Genomic DNA, 22,156 nt, shown 5'->3' with positions numbered 1-22,156 from the left:
CTTATTTATTTCTCTATCCCTACACTGCAAAAACAATGTTATTTCAATGTAACTATTGTTCCCACCGTGTTTCAATGGTGTTTTTATAGCATTTAATTCTGTTTATCATCGGTTAATGAGTTAGAAATTGTGATGTTTATCGCCTGTAATCATGTTTTTTGTCTTGGAGGGATTGCGCATCCTTTGCTAATCTCAAATTCAACTAACAAAGACATAAAATCACGAGGTGCAGCTTGCCGCCTCAAATTACAAGGTTAATCACCCAATGAAAACCACACTTTTAGCTACCGCGCTTTCAACACTGTTTATTGTCCCGACTGTTTCAGCTATAGAAATTTACAAAGATGATAAAAATGCTGTCGAAATTGGCGGCTTTGTTGATGCACGTATCATTAATACTCAGGGTGAAACTGAAGTGGTTAATGGCGCCTCACGTATTAACTTTGGCTTTGATCGTCAATTAACCCATGGCTGGAATGCTTTTACTAAATTAGAGTGGGGTGTCAACCCTGTTGGTAACAGCGATATTGTTTATAACAACCGCTTTGAATCTGTCCAAGATGAGTTTTTTTATAATCGTTTAGGTTATGTGGGGCTTGAGCATGACGACTACGGTACGCTAACCATAGGTAAGCAATGGGGTGCCTGGTACGATGTGGTTTATAACACTAACTACGGTTTCGTTTGGGACGGTAATGCCGCTGGCGTATATACCTATAACAAAGATGATGGCGCTGTAAACGGTGTTGGCCGTGGTGACAAAACTGTTCAGTACCGTAATGCCTTTGGTGATTTCAGCTTTGCCGTTCAAACGCAGCTTAAAAACAGCAGCTTCTATACTTGTGATACAAGCGAAGAAATTAGCCAGGCTGATTGTGAATCGCTATTTCAAAATGGTGAAAAAGCAGCCCAGCAAGTTGACTTTAACTACACCTATGGCGGCTCTGTAACCTATAGTGCAACTGACATGCTAACATTTACCGCTGGTATTAACCGTGGTGAGTTTGATGTTCAATTTGGCAATGGCGAACAGACAACCGCTATCGATCTTATTTACGGTGCAGGTGTCACCTGGGGCAACTTTGACAATGATGGCCTTTATGCTGCTGCTAACTATAACAAACAAGAAAACCATGACACCGATAACATAGGTCGTTTAATCAAAGACGCATACGGTGTCGAATCATTGTTATCATACAAGTTTGAAAACGGTTTACGCCCATTGATATCGTATAATATTTTAAATGCCGGCAGTAACTATGTTATTCAACCTAACTTTAACGCCGATCCAAACGACGTGTTTAAGCGCCAGTTCGTGGTCATGGGTTTACACTATGTATGGGATACCAACACAGTGCTATATGTTGAAGGTCGCAAAGATTTCAGTGACTTTACTAGCGCTGATCAAGAACAAGAAGCCAGAATGTCGCTATCAGAAGAAGATGGTATCGCCATAGGTATTCGTTATACCTTGTAATAGGTTAAACCTGAAGCTTAGTTTTAAACAAACAGTTCAGTATTAAACAAGAAGCCCGAAGTGAAAACTTCGGGCTTCTTTAATAAATCAAACAAATAAAAAATAGTTAACTTACTTTTGCGTCAACAATAGCCGCTGGCACAATTTAACAAAATCCGACGAGGTAACAATACCTAGCACCTTGTTTTGATTATCAACCACAGGTAAGCAGCCTAACTTGTTATCAATAAAATATTGCACTACCACTGTTAGCGGTTCATCTAGGCCTAACTTTTCTGGATGATTTTCCATTACATCTGCAATCGGGGTATAGCGCTCTTTTCTATCTAACGCCCCTTGGCCATATTTATTAAGCATGGTTAAGACACTGGCAATCATCCTTCTGTGTGTCAGCACCCCTATACATTGACCATTCGTTTCAGAAATCACTGGCAGATGGCGAACATTACGACTTTGCATCAGCTCATGGGCATCTTTAAGGCTAGCCTCATCCGAAATACAAACAGGATTTGGGGTCATGATATCGCATACTTTCATGGTATTACTCCTTTACCGATTTATGCTTAAAGATTAGTCAAAATAATACTCAATAGCGAGAGAAAGCGCTGTCATAGTATTTAAAAAATAACTAATTAAAGAAAAAAAGCTGCTAAAAATTAACCTCATCATAGCCATCTAAATAATCAGACAACAATAAACTGATCAAAAGCATCTTAGATGTTCAAAGAATAGAGTAACACGAAGGAATTAGTCGGTTGTGTTTAACAAATAGAACCAATACACTTTCAGACATATAAAGTGGCATGATTATGTTCATCATGGCAGGTCACATTTGCACACGCTATTTGTAAAGTAGTTGCAATTTCATCTAACACAAAAAGTTTATGCTTGCTTCATTGCATTGCAACTCTTGTAAGGTTAATCATGGCAACACCACCACAAAACAAGCAAATTAACATCAATAAATTAATTGAAACACCACAAACGGGTGTAATAAGACTTGATAGAAATTTTGCTATCATCGCCATTGATGATGTAATTGAAGCGTTATTGCTCTTATTCTTACCAGTAAAACCAATCAAACAACTACTTGGCGAAAGTCACCTATGTGGAAAACAATGGCTTGATATCATAGGCCCGCTTCAAACCTCGCCACAATGCTCACCCTGGTTACAAGCTGATCAAACCCAGTCAGATCAAACATCACAGTTAAACTTAATCAATAACCAAATTGATATGACATTATCTTTGCGTTATTCACCTGTATTTGATCATCACAGCAACCTACTTGAAATGCTGATATTTATTGTTGTTGCTAAATCAAAACAGCAAATTGAAAAAGATCTAAAAAATGAACAAGCCTTTTACCGTGCAGTTGTAGATGATATGCCAGCCTTGATATATCGCTACACCACAGAAGGTATAGTCACCCTAGCCAATGCGGCAGTATGCAGTTATTTTGGCGCAAAAGCGGATGATATTATAGGTATGAGTATCTATGATGTTATGGATGCTGAAAATATCGACAGGGCTAAAAATCACCTAGCCAGTATTACAGCTGAAAACCCAATTATGGCCCATGAGCACAGTGGTACTGACAGTGTTGGAAACAGAAAATGGTTTCAATGGACCGATAGATTAATTCTTTCAGATGACGGCCAGCCACTCGGTTATCAAGGGATTGGACTTGACCTAACAGAACGAAAAATGTACGAAGAAGAACTATTAGAGTTAGCATCAACGGATATGTTAACAGGCTTATTAAATCGACGTCAGTGCATTCTTTTGGGTAAGCAGGCATTACTCAGTTGCCGACAAGAAAATCATTCATTCTCATTGTTAATCATAGATCTCGATTTATTTAAAAACGTCAATGACAGTTTAGGCCATCTTGCTGGCGACCATGTTTTGCAAAAATTTGCTGCTTTATGTACCAATATACTTGATGAAAGTAACATTATCGGGCGTTATGGTGGCGAAGAATTTATCATAATATTACCGAAAACTAATCTTAAACAAGCACTTGTAATTGGCGAAAATCTACGCGAAAAAGTTGAAGCTATGGAGATTAGCTTAGATAAACATCAATTCAACATCACCATTAGTGTAGGAATAGCAGCCAGTAATGACAGCTTACCTAACTCACTCAACAGCTTGCTTGCAAGTGCTGATGAAGCACTTTACAAAGCTAAAGCGACGGGTAGAAATAAAGTAGCATACTAAGCGAGCAGTCATTAGCAATATACAATTGCTTATCTTTTACCTATTTTGACCGCTAAAGATGCAGGCGATACAGTCACAGTGCCGCTTAATCCAGGTATTGTGAGCAACACAAGCCATGACAGACGTAAACTCATTTAATGTACTTGAGCTAACATCAGATGGCTTTAAAAACTACTGTGACAGTGAGCAAAGCTACAAGTCACCGGTTGAAATGTTAGTGGATAAAGCAGACCAACTGGCGCTATCTGTGCCAGAAATAACCATATTGGCCGGCGGACTACGTGTATTAGATGCAAACTATCAAGGCCAAAAACATGGCGTACTGACCCGCACACTGGATTTGTTAAACAATAACTTTTCGTCAATTTACTCAACATATCAACAGCGTGGAAACAGTGGACTGCTGAGGGGATATATCAAGGTTTTGATCGTAACACAGGCGAGCTAATTTGGTCTGCAACTTCAGCAGTCTTAATCTTTGGGTCTAATTCAGAGCCTCGCTCAATTGCTGAAGTGTATTCATTTAACACATCTAAACAGAAGTTTGTTAAAGGTTTTGTTACCGCTTGGATTAAAGTGATAGCGCTAGATCGTTAAGCTTCACATTGTTGAAAAAGTGTTGGCAACCTATGTGTTGCAGTACTTTTTTCATTTAATCACTCGTCATAGAACTACTTAGCAAAGCACCCACCGAACTTAACACTTGCAAAACATACAAGTAACACATATAAAACATTGTAATAACACAAATGAATCAATAGCCTATATTTTAACCACCCAGATGTTTGCTACATAAAAATAACTGTTTATTTAAAAAAACAATACGATAATCACTAATAATCGCAACGATCAAGCCGATATAATAAACAATTAAAATTTGGGTCAACCTAAACCACAAACACGCTTTCAGTTTGCAGTGTGTAGGAGTCAATATTCATGAGTTTTCTGTCGACATTATCCATTCGAAATAAATTAATCACGGCCATGCTACTGGCGGTAATAGCATCAACCAGCATAGTGGCTTATGTCGGACAAACTAGTGCCAAAAATGTACTGTCCACAAGGTTAGAGCAATCAGACATGCCTAACTTATTGCAACGTATTCGTAACTCTATTGATGGTGAAATTAACCAAATGAGAGTAATGACTCAATCAATTGCTTCAAATAGCATGATCAAAATGTGGCTCGAGAAAGGCGCAAGTGTTGAAGGTGAGAAACACCTCATCCAATACTTGAAGCAAACAGCAAGTGATAATGGTTTTAGCAATGCCTCATTTACTGATTACGACCAGCAAAGGCATTGGAATACAAATGGTTTCTTAAGGGTGCTCAAGCCAGATCATGATAAGTGGTTTTTTAACTTTAAAGACAGTGGTAAAACAGAATCAACCAGTATCTATAAAGATAGCAAAGGGTCCACTGATATTTACATAAACTACCAACAACCCAATGGCTTCGGCATTGCTGGGGTATCTAAGTCATTTGATGAAATGGTGGATTACCTCAACAGCTTTCAAATAGAACAATCTGGCTTTGTTTATCTTGTCGATGGTAATGGTGTTATCAAGGTGCATCCGAATATCGATTACAAGACTAAACAAACCATTGCCGATTTATATCCTTCTATTAATAGCAATCAACTGGTCAATAAAAGTGACTATGCCTCAGCTATGGTTGGTCAAGAGCTGATTGCATCAAGCTACATTGCAAGTTTAGACTGGTACATAGTTGCCCAAGTGCCATTAGAAGAGCTTTATGCAGGACTAGATGAATCGCGTAGTAACATCATCATCACCTTTGTGATAATTGCCGCATTATTTACACTTATTAGTATTTATTTGGGTAACAGCTTAGTGCGTCCGATAAATCAACTGGCAGATACCTTTAAAGAACTGGGTGAAGGCGAAGGGGATTTAACGCAACGACTTAATGAAAATGGCAACGAAGAAATGCGCCGTTTAGCACAAGGCTTCAATGCTTTTATCAATAAGTTACACAATGTCATTCAAGAGCTTGCTACTACTACCTTTGATGTTAATAGCGCATCGCAGCAAGTCTATAAAGATGCGCTGCACTCGACAAAACTCACTGAGGTTCAACGTGATGGTGCCCACCAAGTGTCGGTAGCCATTAACGAAATGGGCAGCACCATTGCTGAAATCGCTAACAATGCTTCTGTTGCAGCACAATCAACCACCGAAGCGACTCAAAAAGCACAGCGCGCGCAAATTGTAGTAGAAGAGTCAAACTCAACTATTAATGACATGGCCACTAACATGGAAAGTGTGTCGACTAATATTGTGATCTTAGCCGAAAAAAGTGATGCGATTTCAAGCGTGTTAGATGTGATTAGAGCGATTTCAGAACAAACTAATTTACTGGCGTTAAACGCCGCTATTGAAGCAGCTCGCGCAGGTGAACAAGGTCGAGGTTTTGCCGTGGTTGCCGATGAAGTACGCAATCTTGCTAAACGTACCAGCGATTCTACCGATGAAATTCATAAGATGATCTCTGAATTACAAAATGGCGCTAAGGCAGCGGTATCATCGGTACATCAGGGCCGCGAGCAGGCCAAACTAGGCGTTCAAGCGTCGCAAAGAACTCATCAAGCTCTTGAAGAAATCGCCGCCAATGTGATACACATTTCAGAGTTAAATATTCAGATTGCCGCCGCCACTGAAGAGCAGTCAGCGGTGATCAACGAGATCAATCAGCATGTGATTAATATTAGTGACAGCAGTGATAGCAGCGCCCAAGCTTCAGCCAGTATTGAAGGCTCTAGCGAGGCACTAAAGTCAATGGCAAATGCTTTAGATGGTTTGGTAAAACGCTTTAAACTCTAATCAGTAAGGGAAATTGAATGGAGTGATAGGCTGATGATGCATAACGGATAAACGGTATCACTGATAACTATTGCCAATTTGAAGCTTAAAAAACATTCGACCACAAAAAAGCCCTAATCTTTATAAGATCAGGGCTTATTTATTGCGTTACCGCCAAAACAACGATTAACAGTAAAGATTAACCTGCTTTAGCTAGAATGCGATAAGCATGTAGTAAAGGCTCTGTGTAACCAGAAGGCTGAGATTTGCCTTTAAAAATCAGATCGCATGCCGCTTTAAAGGCGATGCCGTCAAAGTTAGGTGCCATATTAGTGTACAGCGGATCACCTGCATTTTGCGTATCCACCACAGCGGCCATTTTTTTCAACGCCGCCATCACTTGCTCTTCACTGCATATGCCATGCTCAAGCCAATTGGTTAAATATTGCGATGAAATGCGCAAGGTTGCTCTGTCTTCCATCAAGCCGACATTATTAATATCTGGCACTTTTGAACAACCTACTCCTTGATCAATCCAGCGTACAACATAGCCCAAAATACCCTGGGCATTATTTTCTAGTTCAAAAGCAATTTGCTCATTGGTAAGTGTTACCCCTTCAGCAAGTAAAGGAATAGTCAACAAACTGTCAATGCTAGCACGTGGGCGTTGCTTAATTTTTTGCTGAACCTCTGCCACATTAATTTGGTGATAATGAGTAGAATGCAGCACGGCACCATTTGGCGACGGCACCCATGCGGTGTTTGCACCCGCTTTAGGATGAGCCGATTTTTGCTCAAGCATTGCTGCCATTTCATCTGGCATTGGCCACATGCCTTTACCGATTTGAGCGCGACCTTGTAAGCCACATTCAAGCCCAATATCGACATTCCAATCTTCGTAAGCACTGATCCACTTTTGCTGTTTCATTACCGATTTAGGCACAAACGCGCCCGCTAGCATTGAGGTATGCAACTCATCACCGGTACGGTCAAGAAAGCCGGTATTAATAAACACCACGCGATCTTTCGCAGCCCTAATACACTCTTTCAAATTAAGTGTCGTTCTGCGCTCTTCATCCATAATGCCGACCTTAATAGTATTACGCGGAAGCTTGAGCGCATCTTCTATCTTAGTAAACAGGTCACAGGTAAATTGCACTTCTTCAGGGCCATGCATTTTAGGTTTTACAATATTCACCGAACCTTTGCGGCTATTACTACGACCATTATTGTTGCCTTTAAGGTCATGCATAGCAGCAAGCACAGTGATCATGCCATCAAGTATTCCTTCAGGCACTTGGTTACCATTTTTATCCAGCACAGCATCAATGGTCATCAAGTGACCCACATTACGCACAAATAGCAAACTTCTGCCGGGTAAAGTGACTGTCGTTACATCTGCATTCTGGTTGGCACTCTGGTTGGCATTAGCAGCGGTATAGACGCGATCGTCATTGAGCTCTCTAACGATCTCTTTGCCATTTTTAGTCAGCGAAGCAGATAAATTACCTTGCATCAAACCTAACCAATTGCGATAAATTTCAACCTTGTCTTCAGCATCAACCGCGGCGACAGAGTCCTCACAGTCCATAATGGTGGTAACAGCGGCTTCAACCAGCAAGTCTTTAACGCCAGCGCGATCGCTGCCACCAATTACACTGCTTGAGTCAATTTGAATTTCGATATGCAAACCATTATTAACTAACAAAATAGCACTTGGTGCATCAGCACTACCTTGGTAACCCACACACTTTTCTGGCTGGGCTAAGGTTGTGGTAGAGCCGTCAGTTAATTGCACCCGTAACACACCCGCGTCAAGGTAATAACGGGTCACATCGGCATGGCTGCCTTGTGCTAAGGGCGAAGCGGTATCTAAGTGCTGTTTGGCAAAAGCGATAACTTTGTTGCCGCGTACCGGGTTGTATTGTTTAGTAAGCTCCGCGCCACCTTCTTCAGATATCGCGTCAGTACCATATAGTGCATCATACAGGCTACCCCAACGTGCATTGGCAGCGTTAAGCGCAAAGCGCGCATTTTTAACTGGCACTACAAGTTGTGGTCCAGCTTGCGCTGCTATTTCATGGTCGACATTTTCAGTGCGAACTTGAAAAGCCTCACCCTCAGGCACCAGGTAACCTATTTCAGATAAAAAAGCTTTATATGCTGCAGGGTCAAAATCTTTGGTGGGGTTTTCAATATGCCATTGATCAATTTGCTGTTGTAGTTGTTGTCTTTTTTCTAACAGCTTCACATTAACGGGAGAAAACTCGTTAATAATATCCTCAAATTTAGCCCAAAAGGTTGCTGAGTCAATGCCAGTACCTGGGCAAATATCACTGTCGACCAGTTGCCACAATGCTTGTGCTATTTGTAATCCACCTACTTGAATACGTGCTGTCATTTTATATCCCTACCTTAATTCCTGTGCGTTGACCGTAAACCTAGCCTTAAATCATGGCGCTAAATCATTAGCCCAAACTTATTAGCCCAAATCATGCGACTGTTAACAGCTTACTGTTCATACGCAGTAATTCTTTACTCTATATCAAAGTTATCTTATTTATCCAATTTATACTCATTATCACCACTATTCACCAAAGATATGGCGAAATGGGGTTTTTTGGTTAATTTACAACATATACGTAACTAAAAATCACAATAACAGTAAGATTAAACATCGCCTCTATTTATCTCTTCTGCGGTTTTAGTGATAAGTTGACGCATCCACTGATGAGCTGGATTATGCTGAAGCAAAGGGCTCCAAGCCATAGTCAATGCAATGGGTTGGATAATAAAAGGCGGCGGAACAATGCTCACCCGATCATTATTGTTGTGATGACGTGCCATCTTACTTGGTATGGTTGCGATCAAATCCTGTTGCTCAGCCAACAAACAGGCGGCTTGATAATGGCGAGTAAAAACGGTGATCTGACGTTTAACCCCAATTCGCGTTAATGCTTCATCTACCCAGCCTAAACGCTGAACATCATCAGGGTTCATCCCTACCCCAACGCCCATCCCTGTTTTACTCACCCACACATGCTTAGCCTTTAAATAACTGTCTAAAGAAAACTTCTTTAAAACAGGATTATTCTTACTAATCAAACAGCTAAAATCATCACTCCATAATACTTTTTGATGAAATGATTGCGGAATACTGTCAAAACGGTTTATCACCATATCGACTCTTCCTTGTTCTACATCAGGGAAACTGACATCACTTGGGGTCATGATATCTAAAATGATGTTGGGCGCTTGAGTACGAAGCTTGGCAATTAGCGGCGGAATTAACGTCGCTTCAGCATAATCACTTGCCATAACACGGAAGACTTTATCACTTTCCAGTGGATCAAATTTGGCGCGTGGTTGGACGGCTTTTTCCAGCCCAATAATCAACTCACTGATGATGGGTTGTAATTCATTTGCGCGTTCGGTGGGTGTCATGCCCTGACTGGTGCGAATAAGTAACGGATCATCAAACAAGTTTCGTAAGCGTTTTAGGCCGTTACTCATTGCAGGCTGGCTGATCCCAAGCTGGTCTGCCGCTTTAGTCACATTTCTTTCACGCAGTAAAACATCTAAATAAACAAGGAGGTTCAAGTCGATACGAGATACATTCATATGGTGAATACCGAAAATAGTAAGTATAAATTAGGCTTATTTAACCAAATCTAACTATTATTATCAACGTAATCAATTGCCGCTAATCTATTTGTTAAGGAATAAACACATGACTCACTACAAAAATAATATCGATGAAGCTGCCACCTTGATTAATTCGGAAGGTAGTGCATGGAATGCCATCAACCCAGAGTCAGTCGCTCGTATGCGCCTACAAAATCGCTTTAAAACTGGGTTAGACATCGCAAAGTACACTGCCAAGATCATGCGTGAAGACATGGACAACTACGATAAGGACTCATCGCAGTACACCCAGTCATTAGGTTGCTGGCATGGTTTTATCGCCCAACAAAAAATGATCTCGATTAAAAAACATCTTTTAACTACCAAGCGTCGTTACCTATACCTTTCAGGTTGGATGGTAGCTGCACTGCGCAGTGAGTTTGGTCCATTACCTGACCAATCTATGCATGAAAAAACCTCTGTTGCTGCGTTGATTAAAGAGCTATACACCTTCCTACGTCAAGCTGATGCTCGTGAACTAGGTGGCCTTTTCCGCGAATTAGATAACGCCAAAGAGTCAGATAAAGCCGCGATTCAACACAAAATTGAAAACTTCGAAACCCACGTTGTACCTATTATTGCTGACATTGATGCAGGTTTTGGTAACGAAGAAGCCACTTACTTAATGGCAAAACAGATGATTGAAGCGGGTGCTTGTTGTATTCAATTAGAAAACCAAGTGTCAGATGTAAAACAGTGTGGCCACCAAGACGGTAAAGTCACCGTGCCACATGTTGAATTTTTAGCAAAAATTAATGCGGTTCGTTATGCATTTTTAGAGCTTGGTATCGATGACGGCGTGATTGTTGCGCGTACCGATTCATTAGGTGCAGGTTTAACGCAAAAAATTGCTGTAACCAAAGAAGCTGGCGACTTAGGCGATTTATACAATAGCTTCCTTGAAGTTGAAGCGGTTGATGCTGCAAAACTTGAAAATGGTGACGTGGTATTCAAGCAAGGTGGCAAACTGGTGAAACCAGCTCGTCTACCAAATGGCTTATTTAAGTTCCGTGCTGGTACGGGTGAAGAACGTTGTGTACTTGACTGTATTACTTCACTGCAAAATGGCGCTGATTTATTGTGGATTGAAACTGAAAAGCCTCATGTATCTCAAATCGGTGGCATGGTTAACGAAATCCGTAAAGTTATTCCTAATGCTAAGCTTGTGTATAACAACTCGCCATCGTTTAACTGGACGCTTAACTTCCGTCAGCAAGTATTTGATGCGATGCAAAAAGCAGGACAAGACGTATCAGCTTACGACCGCGCGCAATTAATGAGTGTTGATTACGATAGCACTGAGCTTGCTATCCAAGCTGATGAAAAAATTCGTACTTTCCAATCTGACTCGGCACGTGAAGCAGGTATTTTCCATCACCTTATTACACTACCGACTTACCATACAGCAGCACTGTCTACCGACAACTTGGCTAAAGAATACTTCGGTGACCAAGGCATGTTGGGTTATGTTGCCAATGTTCAACGTAAGGAAATCCGTCAAGGTATCGCCTGTGTTAAACATCAAAACATGGCTGGTTCAGATATGGGTGATGCACATAAAGAGTACTTCTCTGGTGACCAAGCACTTAAAGCGTCTGGTAAAGACAACACAATGAACCAGTTCTAACACCGCTTTTATAAACTGCTGTTGTAGACTGATTTTATAGACTGATTTTGTAATAGTGCATTACAACAATAGTGACTAGCTTAAGCGATGTTTTTGAAGTGGACATCGCCAACAGCGAAAGCTAAACCCAAAAGGCCTGCTTAAATAAGCAGGCCTTTTTATGTGTCACGCTCAGGTAAAATCGTAGCGGTAACACCTTTCCCCTTTGATCTTTGCAGCAGTATTTCAAATATACAAACAGCAATAATCATCTATGTCCATACTATTGTGTTTGACAACGTTAGCCTTAGCGCCACTTTGCCACTACTGCTTAAACAACATAGCCTTAACTTTAACTCTAATTTCCATCTCAACATAACCATCCACTCTGGCGTCATTCAGATAATGCTCTAACATCGGAAAATTATCAGGCTCAAAACCGCTATTTGGCAACCAATCAGAATACAAACTCAGCTGAGCTTGAATAGCCTCTTCAGGTGCGCCTTTAAAATACACCACTGCATACTTGCCTTCGGGGATTTCAGTTGTCGTAAACGGTGAATTAACGTCTACGCTATCACCTATCACTATCGCAGCATCGTAACGGCACTTATCTACTGGCGTCACCGTTGGGTTGTCATAGGCAAACGCAAAACGTTGTTGCTCATCGTGTTTAATGCCATTGTTAGCCGCCCACTCTATAAGCTTATCCCAAGTGGCAAAAATCGACTCAGGTTGATAACCTCGCGCCGAACTCAACATACACACCCGTTGGCTAACAAAGTCTTTTACTTCCACTTTCATATTTATATCCTTCACATTGGCGTTATTCATCACCTCATTGGTAATGCGACTAGGATACAAATCTGCAGGACAAAACACTTTTCCATACTTGCGGTATATTTTTCCAATCTTGCTATCTTTTACTTTGTCTGGGTTTCTAATTTCAGACGGACTAAAACCAAAATAAAGTTTTACCGCCTTAGAAAAATTGGCACTGGATGAAAAACCACAGTCTAACGCCACCTGAGTGATTGACAATTCCGTATTAAAAATCAACATATTGGCAGCTCTTTCAAGCTTACGCCGACCAATGTAATCATTTACAGTCTCGCCCATAATGGCAGAAAAAATACGATGAAAATGATAAGGGGAAAAATAGCTCACTTTCGCCACTTCAGTGAGCGAAATGCTGTCGGTCAAATTAGCCTCAATATACTGAAGCACCCGATCTATTCGTATTTGGTATTCTTTATTCATAGGCTTCACGAGTTCCCGAGCATTAAGTAAGCAGGCATTTAAAAGACAGGCACTAAAAAAACAGGCAGTAAAATAACAGGCACTAACGGGTTTTATTCTGCCACAACACACGCCAACTTTCCCCAGCAGATAAAGCTAACCGATTAACACAACACATTCAGCCATTCATTTGCTACCATCAATTAGGATACAAATTAATACAAGTCATTCTTATGCAATGACATTTTTGCACTTATTATCACATAAACAGTAAATATTGATTGATAGCAGTAAACAAAATCGGTTACTGTCTGAATACACAAGGAATGCAGTCAGTAAGACAAAATAGTGAAGCAATCAAAATCAGGGATGAAACCATAGCCACCGCGCTATTGTTTACACAAAGCCACAGCTCACCGCTTAACGCCCTCCCCTTTGATCTTTTTGATGCATTTCAGACTGAATATCTTAATCGTTTAGTTTACATCTCGTTCAAGGAAGATAATGACAGCTTTTTCTACCAGCGCAGTTAACAGCGTATTTTCAATCATCATATTGCTTTCAGGCATGTTTTTGATGGTGTTGATAATGCACTTACTGCTTAAATATCGTGACCACACGGTAAAGCTGCCAGTTGATCGTGAACAGCTGTTACGCATTCCTGCATTTAGCTTACAGAATCAAATACAAGACCTACAGTTCGACTTAGTTTCAAGCTTAACCATGGCTGTAATGGTTGTCAGTTTTCCATTTGCAGTTGAAAGCATCGAATCACACATTAGCCAAAACACCTTCCCGTATACTTTCACTTTTATTGCAATTATCGGATTAACTTATTGCGGTTATAAAACATGGAAGAACTTCTCAAAACTCACCAAGCTACGTTTAGGCCATACCGCAGAAATCGCCACAGCGAATGAGCTCATTGGCCTTCAAGCATTGGGTTATCAGATCTTTCACGACATACAAGCCGACGGCTTTAACATCGATCACTTAGCCATAGGTAAAAATGGCGTATTCGCCATCGAAACCAAAGGCCGCCACAAGCGACATAAAGACCATACTCAACCCAATCAGAATGGCAGTAAGGGTTACGAGCTTTTCTATAAAGATGGTCGCTTACACTTTCCATCATGGGTAGAAACCAAGCCACTCGAACAAGCCACTCGACAGGCTAAATGGGTCAGCCAATGGCTCACTAAAGCGACTGGAGAACAAATCTTTTCCAGCCCAGTACTCGTCTTCCCAGGCTGGTATGTAACCAGCCAAACACGGCCACCGTTTCCGATCATCAACCACAAACAGCTGGTCAAAACCTTACCCTCTGTCAGGACTCAATCACTCAGCCAACAGCAGGTCGATGCCATCGTGTATCAAGTGGCGCAGCGGTGTTTGAGTAAGATAATCCCGAAAAGTGATTAATTTAAATTACTTATAGAATGGTTAAATATATGAATCATAAAACTGAAGTAATATTTGAGTTGAATAGAATTTATCAAAAAAAATAATATTAGGTTTTATAAGTTAAGAGCCAACACGTGGATGTAAAATATTAAAATCACATAAAGATAAAGGTTACAAATATGAACAATACAAATTTGATTTCAAACCTATTAGGTGAACGAAGTAATTTTATATTAATTGGTTTAACAGGGCGAACTGGCTCAGGTTGCACAACAACATCAAAATTGTTAAGCAAAGAATTACAGCTACCTTATGAAAATGAAGTAAACTATAAAAATGAAAAATATTTCAACGGCATGGATACTAAGCGTTACGGTATTGTAAGGAATTATGCTGTAAAACATAATGAACCATTCAAAATAATAAAAGTTAGTGAACTAATCAGTGCTAGCATCCTAAACCTTGATGTAAATGAGTTTAAATCATTTATAAAGTCTGTAATAAAAAATGAATTGCATGTACATATAGATAGTGTTCTTGAAAAATCGAATTTTGAAAAAATTCAAACGGAATTTAAATCGCTTTCTAAAGAGATAGACTATTTTTTAAATGGTACGAGCACCTTAAACCATAACTTAAAAGAACTAGACATTAATCGGTGGATCGGAATTGTAAATGAATTTACGTTAAATCTAAAGGATGTTTTAAAAACTGATTTAGGTAATAGTTACGTTCAAATTTATCAAGGTGCAGGTGATTCAATTAGACGTACAACTAAAATAATATCAAACTATAGAAACGAGACATTTGATCCTCAAGGTTTGTTTGTACTACCAAGAATGATAAATAGGATAATAAAGTTTTATCGTTATAAAGATAAATCTGAAGGTAAGAAAACTTATGTAGCTATAGATACTATTCGTAATCCTTATGAAGCTAAATACTTTAAAGACCGTTACGCAGCTTTCTATTTGGTATCTATTAATGCACCTACACATGATAGAAAAAAGTTTCTACAAGACAAATATAAATTTACTGTTGACCAAATTGTTGAAATTGACCTCAGAGAGTCCGGCAAGCTTTTAAAAACAGAAGATAAATGTGGCGAGTGCAATCAAAATATTAATAGTAGTTCATCGCATGACAAATATGATGAATTGATAATATCAAATGTAAAAAGATGTATTGAAATATCGGATATACATATATTTAATCCGAGAAATGAATCACAAAACCATAATGTTTTAAAAGCCCAATTAGGCTGGTATTTAAGCTTAATTAAGCACCCTGGACTAGTAACACCAACATCATTAGAACGTGTTATGCAAATTGCATTTACTGCAAAAATGAATTCTGGTTGCATATCTAGGCAAGTAGGTGCTGTAGTAACTGATAGCAATTATTCAATTAAATCTGTTGGCTGGAATGATGTTGCTAAGGGACAAGTACCCTGTAATTTACGCTCTTTGGAGGACTTACAAAACTTCTCCAGCGATACGACATACAGTGAATATGAGCGTAACAATGAAAAATTCAGAGAGCAAGCTACATTAGAATTACATAAAATAATTCACTTAGGAAAAGGTGGGCGCAATTTATCCTATTGCTTTAAGTCTATTCAAAACACTGTGGATGGTGAAAAAAATCAAGTACATACAAGATCATTACATGCAGAAGAAAATGCGTTTTTACAACTTGCTAAATATGGTGGTGTGGGCATAGAAGGTGGAAAGTTATTTACCACAGCTAGTCCGTGTGAACTATGTGCAAAAAAAGCTTATCAATTAGGGATTAAAGAAATTGTATTTATAGACCCGTATCCTGGTTTGGCTATTCAACATATTATTTCAATTGGTACTAATCCACCTAAATTAATTCAATTCCGTGGTGCTGTAGGCAAGGCATATCACCAATTATATGAACCATTAATGCCATATAAAGATGAATTGAATTATTTAGCTAACGAATAAATTGGGACAATGCCTGGGGATTCGTCAGGGTCAGAGGGATCCCCACTTATCCTAACAAAAAGCCCAAGAGATACTGGCGCTCTTGGGCTGACTTGTGCATTATAAATGGGGTCAGAGTCTGAGGGATCCCCACGAATTTAATAGCATGCTTGTGGATCCTTGATTAACGATTGTAGCGTCTTAATTCCTGCTCGCCAGTGAGACTTCAGCAGCCTCAAAAACTTATCTTTGTAAGCTCTTAATCCTATAAATTGATTTGATAAAACATTACGGTGCTTGATTGAATTCGCTTGGTATTGTCTATGCTTATCAGCCGCTTTAACTGCCAACCCTAACAGGTATAACAGGATAAGTGGGGCAGAGTCTGAGGGATCCCCACTTATCTTAGCCTGACACACTAAAAAATGGTCAGTTCTACTAATACCTTTCGAACTATAAAGCAGAAACTCGCACCACCTCCTTGCAATGACATACAAAACAATCACTTACTATTTGGCATAGTTTTCGCTTATTGATGTTTAATTTCAAAAACTCATAAGGTTATTTCAATGAAAAAATTATCTGCTTTAATCTGTCTGGCAACCGCACTGTTTATTGGGGCTCAAACTGTTCATGCTGAAGAGCCGGCGCAAATTATGTTGCTAGGCACTTTCCACTTTACTAACCCCGGCTTAGACACGGTAAAAACATCAGTGCTGGATGTTACCTCTGCTGACAGTCAGCTGTACTTACGAGACTTTAGCCAAAAAATGGCAAAGGATTTTGCCCCGACGGATGTTTTGCTGGAGTGTGCTGTAGGCTCTCAGGGCAAACTAAATGAGCAGTATCAACAGTATTTAAAAGGCGAGTTTACACTGCCAGTGAATGAGAGTTATCAACTCGGATTCAGGGTGGCTAAAGCCGCAGGCGGTAGCGCCGTACGCTGCTTCGACGAGCAGGAAATACATTGGAATGCCGAGCAGCTGTTTGAACAAATGCCAACAAAGGCACCGGCCATTCAAGCGGCTTTTGATACCTTGATTGCAGAGGTTACTGCCCAAAGTAACGAAATGCATCAGACATTGAGCCTGGCTGGCGTGTTGCGTGCGATGAATTCAGAACAACAATATCGGCTGAATCAATCCATTTACTTACTCAGCAATGAAGTGGGTGCTGGGGATAACTTTGTTGGCGCAGATGCTTCGGCAAGTTGGTGGCACAGAAACTTTCGCATGTATGCCAACATTCAACTAGCGGCCAGCCCGGGTAAGCGAGTTTTGGTGATTGCTGGGCAAGGCCATATTGCTGTTATCAAAGATTTTCTGGCCAATGACACTCAGCGCAAAGCTGTGTCTGTTGACAATTTTTTATAATATTCACGTGTTCTGCTCAACCAAGTTGCTGTGTTTTTGACCTGGTTGGGCAATGCTGCGGTTCTTTGTTTGAGTGCGTACCCTAACAGAATATCGGGTGTCAGAATAAACTTAAAATGGCCAGCTATACTCTTTAACTCAAGTCACTTTGCAAATGGTTAATGACCCTGCCGAATATATGGTCGAGCTATCAAATCAATGCTCTAGGTAAAACCTTCCAGCTTTGTACTCCACATCAAATTTACCTGTCAATAAGCCAAAATCCTCAAGCAAGGCAAACATCTTATCGAGCTTTATTTCATCATCATTTAAACGCAAAAATGATTAGCGATATTCGTCAAGCAACCAATAAAGGCATGGTGTTCGGCAACGACACATTCCAAGATCAAATAGAAAAACTAACGGGAAAAGTATCCATCCAAAGAAAATGGGGCGCCCTTTTAAGGTAATAGAATAAAGTTTACTCATCTGACCCCACTTATTTTAGTTGCTGTAAACGATAAATTAGGCATAAAATCGAAACCGAAACAAAGTTGCAACATAAAAATAACATCATAAGGACGACTTTAATGAACAAAACAAGCAAGCTATCTGCTCTGACCTTAGCATTGGCACTATGTAGCACAAGTGCGCTAGCCGACGGTATACGTGCAAGCTTAGAAATGAGTAAACAAGATTATCAAGCAAGCGAAGATGTCATGGTACGTGTAACATTAACTAACGATGAAAAAGTACCCGTCAAAATTCTCAAATGGTATACCGCTGCTGATGGTGTTGAAGAATCGCTATTCAAAGTGGTAGTTGATGGCGAAGAACGTCACTATTTGGGCGCACACTATAAGCGTCCTGCTCCGAGTAAAAATGACTACATCAAGTTAAAGTCGGGTGAAAGCGTATCTTATGATGTGGAGTTATCATCCATTTATGACATGTCTGAAACTGGTAACTATGACATCAGCTATAACGTTAGCTCCATGCAACTGTTTGCCCCTAACCCTGGCCAAGAAAAGAAGTTAGCGCGTTTAGGCATTGATGGCATTAACTCAAATGAAGTTAATTTTTATGTTGAAGGTCGTGAATTCAAAGGCGGTATGAGCAAAGGTAAACCGGGAACGGGCGATGGTGGAGGTACAACACCGGGAGGCATTAGCTTTACGGGTCGCTGTAGCAACACGCAACAAACTGATATTTTATCAGGCTTAGCTGCGGCAAAATCCATGGCTGCCAACAGTAAATCTTACCTTCAAGGTACCAATGATAAAGCAGGTTCAGTGCGTTACAACACCTGGTTTGGTAACTACGATGCTAGCAGATGGAATACGGTCACTAGTAACTTTAGCAAAATCGATAGCAGCTTAAACAATGAAGCACTAACGTTCGATTGTAGCTGTAAGAAAAGTTACTTTGCTTATGTCTACCCGACACAACCTTATAAAATTTACATGTGTAATGCATTCTGGTCTGCACCAACAACGGGGACAGATTCAAAGGGCGGTACTATTGTTCATGAAGTCAGCCATTTCAACATAGTAGCAGGAACGGATGACGTGGTTTATGGCCACGCTGGTGCTAAGTCATTAGCCATTAGTGATCCGGCTCAAGCGATTCAAAATGCCGACAGTCATGAATATTTTGCTGAAAACACCCCATTCCAAAACTAATAGGCTTTATTACTAGCCTTTCCAAAAAGGGCGGAGTTTCTCCGCCCTTTTTGACTATAATGACCACACAGATTCAATATCGATGGCTTTTTCATGATCAGAGTATCTCAACCGCTTCAATTTCGTCCTTTGCTGACGTATATGCTATTAACCAGTATGTTGATTTTTAGCCACAACACTCAAGGACATAGTGACATGATCGAACCGGTTAAATGTGAACTTACTACCACGTCCCAAATTGGACAGTTACAATTTACAGTGCGCAATACTGGGACCAACAGCTGGCAATTTCTGAGTTGGAATACCCCCTTTGATGCTTGGTTTAGTAAATTTATGACACTAACCCGCGGTGAAGTAACACTCGAATACCAAGGAGCCCTAGCCAAGCGAGGCAAACCGCAAAGTGATGATTTTATCCAGCTAAAACCAATGCAGACTTTAACTGTCGACTTAGATTTAACGCAAGCCTATATGCTGACATCAGGCAAATACCAAATCACCATTTCCCCCATATTATTAGAAACTCTACCCACTAACTTACCGGCCTTAAGCACAATTGAGCAGCACCCCGATAAGATTCAATGCAACACACACATGCTTGAAATTGACTATTTCAAGCAATAAGTGGGGGAATCGGAACCAGAGTATCAATGGGTTAGAGTCTGTCTGTAATGGTGTAATAAATTGGTCATAATATGAAGAATTATCACGAGTAAATGCCATGGATACAAAATAATTTGTATCTAAATGCCTCTAAATTGTCACTCCCATTAATGCACATATTCAACGTGACATCGAGTTCATTTATACCCATATGGTCTATCTGTTAGTAAGAAGTATACAGATATGCTTAACAAGGTGTTCCACTGTATCATCTGCATTAACAGCCAAAAAACAGCCTGTTATATCATCCTTAGAATACTCTGAATATAGATAACGCAACTCGTCATCTGCTGCTTTTGAAAGTGTTAAATTATCTTCTGAATTTGAACTTTTTCGCTTAGCTAGGCGGCTTTCTCTTTGCGCTAATGGTAATTCAAGATAGATCGTCACATCTGGAACCAATAAACTCTCTTTAATATCCAAAAGCTTAAAGTTGTTACCTTCGCTTTTCCAATGGTGATACACCTGTGTAGATAACCAATACCTATCAACGATAACCGTTTTCCCTTTTGAAATGAGTTCACGGATATCATCAGCAACCGAGACTACCGTGGACATATAAAATAGCTGCCGAGCTTGAACGCTGTCTTTATATATCAACTCTAACTCATTACGTATGTTACTAAACTTATCGCCTGGCGTAGTAAGAAACACAGCACCCATTTCTACAGCCAATGCTTTAGCTATTGTTGATTTACCTACACCATCAAGTCCTTCTATTACAATAAACATTATGATGCCACCTTAGATATCATTAAGTCGTTGGCGTAAGAACGCATCAACATCCACTCTGCGCGGGTAAAGCTATCACACTCAACTACATGAGGAATGCCGCTATCATCGATGATCTCTTCAACAATACTATGACGGTTCTTATTTTCAGCGAGTTTTGTTCCTTCGAGTAACATCAAAGGAAAAGCCTTAATGTTACTGATATTTCTCTGCTGTAAATATGCAATACTTTGCTTAAAACTTTCGAGAGTTTGACCGGGCAACCCATAAATAAGACTTACCTCAAAAGACTGCTTCCATTGCTGAAGTAACTTAATATTTTGATCAACTCTATTCATATTGTTTGCCCTTTCAATAATCTGGGATTCTTCTTTATCTGCGGTTTGTAAGCCGAACTCCAAATGAACATTTAGTTGAGCGCAAAGTGCTAGAAAATCATTAGTTATCCGCTCAAAACGAACCTGTAATGACAATAAAGCCGTTAATTTTATTTTTATTGCATAGTTAAGAATTTCAATATGATTAGGTTCATTATTAAAAATAGGATCAAGAATGTTGATTTTTTTTACCCCTTTTATTTTAAATAAATCTAACTCAGCTTTTATTTTCTCAATTCCAAGTAAGTGAACGCCTTTATCTTTTAAGTCCCGATGAGCGCAGAAATTACATTTATAAACACAGCCTCGTCGAGTTTCCCAATGGATCATTTTCTGCCCAAATTTAAGCGATATTGTTCCATCTAAATAAGGTGATGCTAAAGTCTCAAAGTTTACGGTTTTCTCAATGATCTGACTTGTTATTGCGGCATCATTCAATATAGATTCCGGTAACGCTGCTTCACCATAGCCTGGAATATAAAAGTCACCACTTGGGTATAATTGGCGGCAGGTTTTCTTATTTATTTGATAACCACCAAGAATGATTTTTCCTTTAAACCCTTTTTCTCTACAAAGTTTAATGATGGGTTCAATAAGATCAGAACTCCATACATAGCAAGCTAACGCTAAACGATCTAGTTGCACTAAAGGAGTTACTTTATTAATCGAATCAACTATTTCAATTATGGATAATTGCTCTTTAGCGACATCTGTCATAGGTATGGCTAAATGCTCGATTGTAAACTTATTGTTATAATCAGCATGACTTCGACACGCTGATAGTAAACTACCTGCGGCAAAGCCTGTTCCACTTTTTCCACGCTGGGTAAAGTCAAAAGTAACTAATAATGCACGTTTAATTTTATTCATTTCTGTAAAATTCCATCTTTAACATTGAAGTGCTCACTGCTGAGATGAGCACTTCTCCTATTTACGAATATTTAG

Annotated in this window: 17 protein-coding genes and 2 pseudogenes; 12 read left to right on the top strand and 7 right to left on the bottom strand. The window is 39.7% G+C overall.

Translation table 11 applies throughout. From position 1 onward, the window contains the following. The first annotated feature begins 265 nt into the window (after positions 1–265). The gene (locus ACRWQM_RS02880) at positions 266–1,477 is read left to right on the top strand and encodes a porin (protein WP_434931211.1); all 1,212 of its coding nucleotides are present in this window, start codon (positions 266–268) and stop codon (positions 1,475–1,477) included. 111 nt (positions 1,478–1,588) lie between these two features. Here ACRWQM_RS02880 and ACRWQM_RS02875 read toward each other — a convergent pair whose 3' ends face one another. After that, positions 1,589–2,014, bottom strand: a complete 426-nt coding sequence (locus ACRWQM_RS02875; protein ID WP_434927102.1) for a CBS domain-containing protein — start codon at positions 2,012–2,014, stop codon at positions 1,589–1,591. Between the two features lie 387 nt (positions 2,015–2,401). Here ACRWQM_RS02875 and ACRWQM_RS02870 point away from each other — a divergent pair, with 387 nt between their 5' ends. The 3 genes and pseudogenes from ACRWQM_RS02870 (at position 2,402) to ACRWQM_RS02860 (ending at position 6,544) form a co-directional block, all read left to right on the top strand. After that, the gene (locus tag ACRWQM_RS02870) at positions 2,402–3,700 is read left to right on the top strand and encodes a diguanylate cyclase (protein ID WP_434931210.1); all 1,299 of its coding nucleotides are present in this window, start codon (positions 2,402–2,404) and stop codon (positions 3,698–3,700) included. 51 nt (positions 3,701–3,751) lie between these two features. Next, positions 3,752–4,297, top strand: a pseudogene (locus ACRWQM_RS02865) (catalase-peroxidase); the annotation flags it as partial. 339 nt (positions 4,298–4,636) lie between these two features. Next, on the top strand, positions 4,637–6,544 hold the full coding sequence (locus ACRWQM_RS02860; RefSeq protein WP_434931209.1) for a methyl-accepting chemotaxis protein: 1,908 nt from the start codon (positions 4,637–4,639) through the stop codon (positions 6,542–6,544). Between the two features lie 178 nt (positions 6,545–6,722). Here the strand turns inward: ACRWQM_RS02860 and ACRWQM_RS02855 are convergent, their stop codons facing one another. Together ACRWQM_RS02855 and ACRWQM_RS02850 are read right to left on the bottom strand one after the other, a co-directional pair. After that, complete coding sequence (locus tag ACRWQM_RS02855; RefSeq protein WP_434931208.1) at positions 6,723–8,924, bottom strand: malate synthase G; 2,202 nt, start codon at positions 8,922–8,924, stop codon at positions 6,723–6,725. 269 nt (positions 8,925–9,193) lie between these two features. After that, positions 9,194–10,144 carry a LysR family transcriptional regulator gene (locus ACRWQM_RS02850; RefSeq protein ID WP_434927106.1) on the bottom strand — a complete coding sequence of 317 codons (951 nt, stop codon included), beginning with the start codon at positions 10,142–10,144 and terminating at the stop codon, positions 9,194–9,196. Between the two features lie 109 nt (positions 10,145–10,253). Here ACRWQM_RS02850 and ACRWQM_RS02845 point away from each other — a divergent pair, with 109 nt between their 5' ends. Then, on the top strand, positions 10,254–11,834 hold the full coding sequence (locus ACRWQM_RS02845) for an isocitrate lyase (protein ID WP_434931207.1): 1,581 nt from the start codon (positions 10,254–10,256) through the stop codon (positions 11,832–11,834). Between the two features lie 303 nt (positions 11,835–12,137). Here the strand turns inward: ACRWQM_RS02845 and ACRWQM_RS02840 are convergent, their stop codons facing one another. Beyond that, positions 12,138–13,073 carry an AraC family transcriptional regulator gene (locus ACRWQM_RS02840; RefSeq protein WP_434931206.1) on the bottom strand — a complete coding sequence of 312 codons (936 nt, stop codon included), beginning with the start codon at positions 13,071–13,073 and terminating at the stop codon, positions 12,138–12,140. A 305-nt stretch (positions 13,074–13,378) separates the two neighbouring features. Between ACRWQM_RS02840 and ACRWQM_RS02835 the strand changes: the two genes are divergently transcribed. The 3 genes from ACRWQM_RS02835 (at position 13,379) to ACRWQM_RS02825 (ending at position 16,426) form a co-directional block, all read left to right on the top strand. Next, a complete protein-coding gene (locus ACRWQM_RS02835; RefSeq protein WP_434931205.1) occupies positions 13,379–13,585 on the top strand; it encodes a hypothetical protein in 207 nt (68 codons plus the stop codon). Beyond that, the gene (locus ACRWQM_RS02830; RefSeq protein ID WP_434931204.1) at positions 13,557–14,474 is read left to right on the top strand and encodes a nuclease-related domain-containing protein; all 918 of its coding nucleotides are present in this window, start codon (positions 13,557–13,559) and stop codon (positions 14,472–14,474) included. The genes ACRWQM_RS02835 and ACRWQM_RS02830 overlap by 29 nt, the downstream gene beginning before the upstream one ends. Before the next feature lie 161 nt (positions 14,475–14,635). Continuing rightward, the gene (locus tag ACRWQM_RS02825) at positions 14,636–16,426 is read left to right on the top strand and encodes an anti-phage dCTP deaminase (protein ID WP_434931203.1); all 1,791 of its coding nucleotides are present in this window, start codon (positions 14,636–14,638) and stop codon (positions 16,424–16,426) included. 137 nt (positions 16,427–16,563) lie between these two features. On the opposite strand, the pseudogene ACRWQM_RS02820 reads toward ACRWQM_RS02825, so the two are convergent. Continuing rightward, positions 16,564–16,773, bottom strand: a pseudogene (locus tag ACRWQM_RS02820) (IS4 family transposase); the annotation flags it as partial. A gap of 201 nt (positions 16,774–16,974) precedes the next feature. Between ACRWQM_RS02820 and ACRWQM_RS02815 the strand changes: the two are divergent. The 4 genes from ACRWQM_RS02815 (at position 16,975) to ACRWQM_RS02800 (ending at position 20,063) form a co-directional block, all read left to right on the top strand. Beyond that, on the top strand, positions 16,975–17,778 hold the full coding sequence (locus tag ACRWQM_RS02815) for a DUF5694 domain-containing protein (protein ID WP_434931202.1): 804 nt from the start codon (positions 16,975–16,977) through the stop codon (positions 17,776–17,778). A gap of 161 nt (positions 17,779–17,939) precedes the next feature. Continuing rightward, positions 17,940–18,227 carry a transposase gene (locus tag ACRWQM_RS02810; RefSeq protein WP_434931201.1) on the top strand — a complete coding sequence of 96 codons (288 nt, stop codon included), beginning with the start codon at positions 17,940–17,942 and terminating at the stop codon, positions 18,225–18,227. Between the two features lie 120 nt (positions 18,228–18,347). Next, positions 18,348–19,439 (top strand): M35 family metallo-endopeptidase, encoded by a 1,092-nt coding sequence (locus ACRWQM_RS02805; RefSeq protein WP_434931200.1) that lies wholly within the window; start codon positions 18,348–18,350, stop codon positions 19,437–19,439. Between the two features lie 93 nt (positions 19,440–19,532). Next, positions 19,533–20,063: a hypothetical protein gene (locus ACRWQM_RS02800; RefSeq protein WP_434931199.1), complete on the top strand. Its 531-nt coding sequence runs from the start codon at positions 19,533–19,535 to the stop codon at positions 20,061–20,063. 195 nt (positions 20,064–20,258) lie between these two features. On the opposite strand, the gene ACRWQM_RS02795 is transcribed toward ACRWQM_RS02800, so the two are convergent. Both ACRWQM_RS02795 and ACRWQM_RS02790 read right to left on the bottom strand, forming a co-directional pair. After that, positions 20,259–20,834 (bottom strand): dTMP kinase, encoded by a 576-nt coding sequence (locus ACRWQM_RS02795; RefSeq protein ID WP_434931198.1) that lies wholly within the window; start codon positions 20,832–20,834, stop codon positions 20,259–20,261. Next, positions 20,834–22,081: a B12-binding domain-containing radical SAM protein gene (locus tag ACRWQM_RS02790; RefSeq protein WP_434931197.1), complete on the bottom strand. Its 1,248-nt coding sequence runs from the start codon at positions 22,079–22,081 to the stop codon at positions 20,834–20,836. Before ACRWQM_RS02790 ends, ACRWQM_RS02795 begins: the two co-directional genes overlap by 1 nt. Positions 22,082–22,156: the final 75 nt, after the last annotated feature.

Origin of the sequence: Shewanella sp. HL-SH5 (genome assembly GCF_051163755.1) — a bacterium.
In the GTDB taxonomy this organism is placed as follows: Bacteria; Pseudomonadota; Gammaproteobacteria; order Enterobacterales; family Shewanellaceae; genus Shewanella; species Shewanella glacialimarina.
This window is presented reverse-complemented; position numbering and strand designations above follow the sequence as displayed.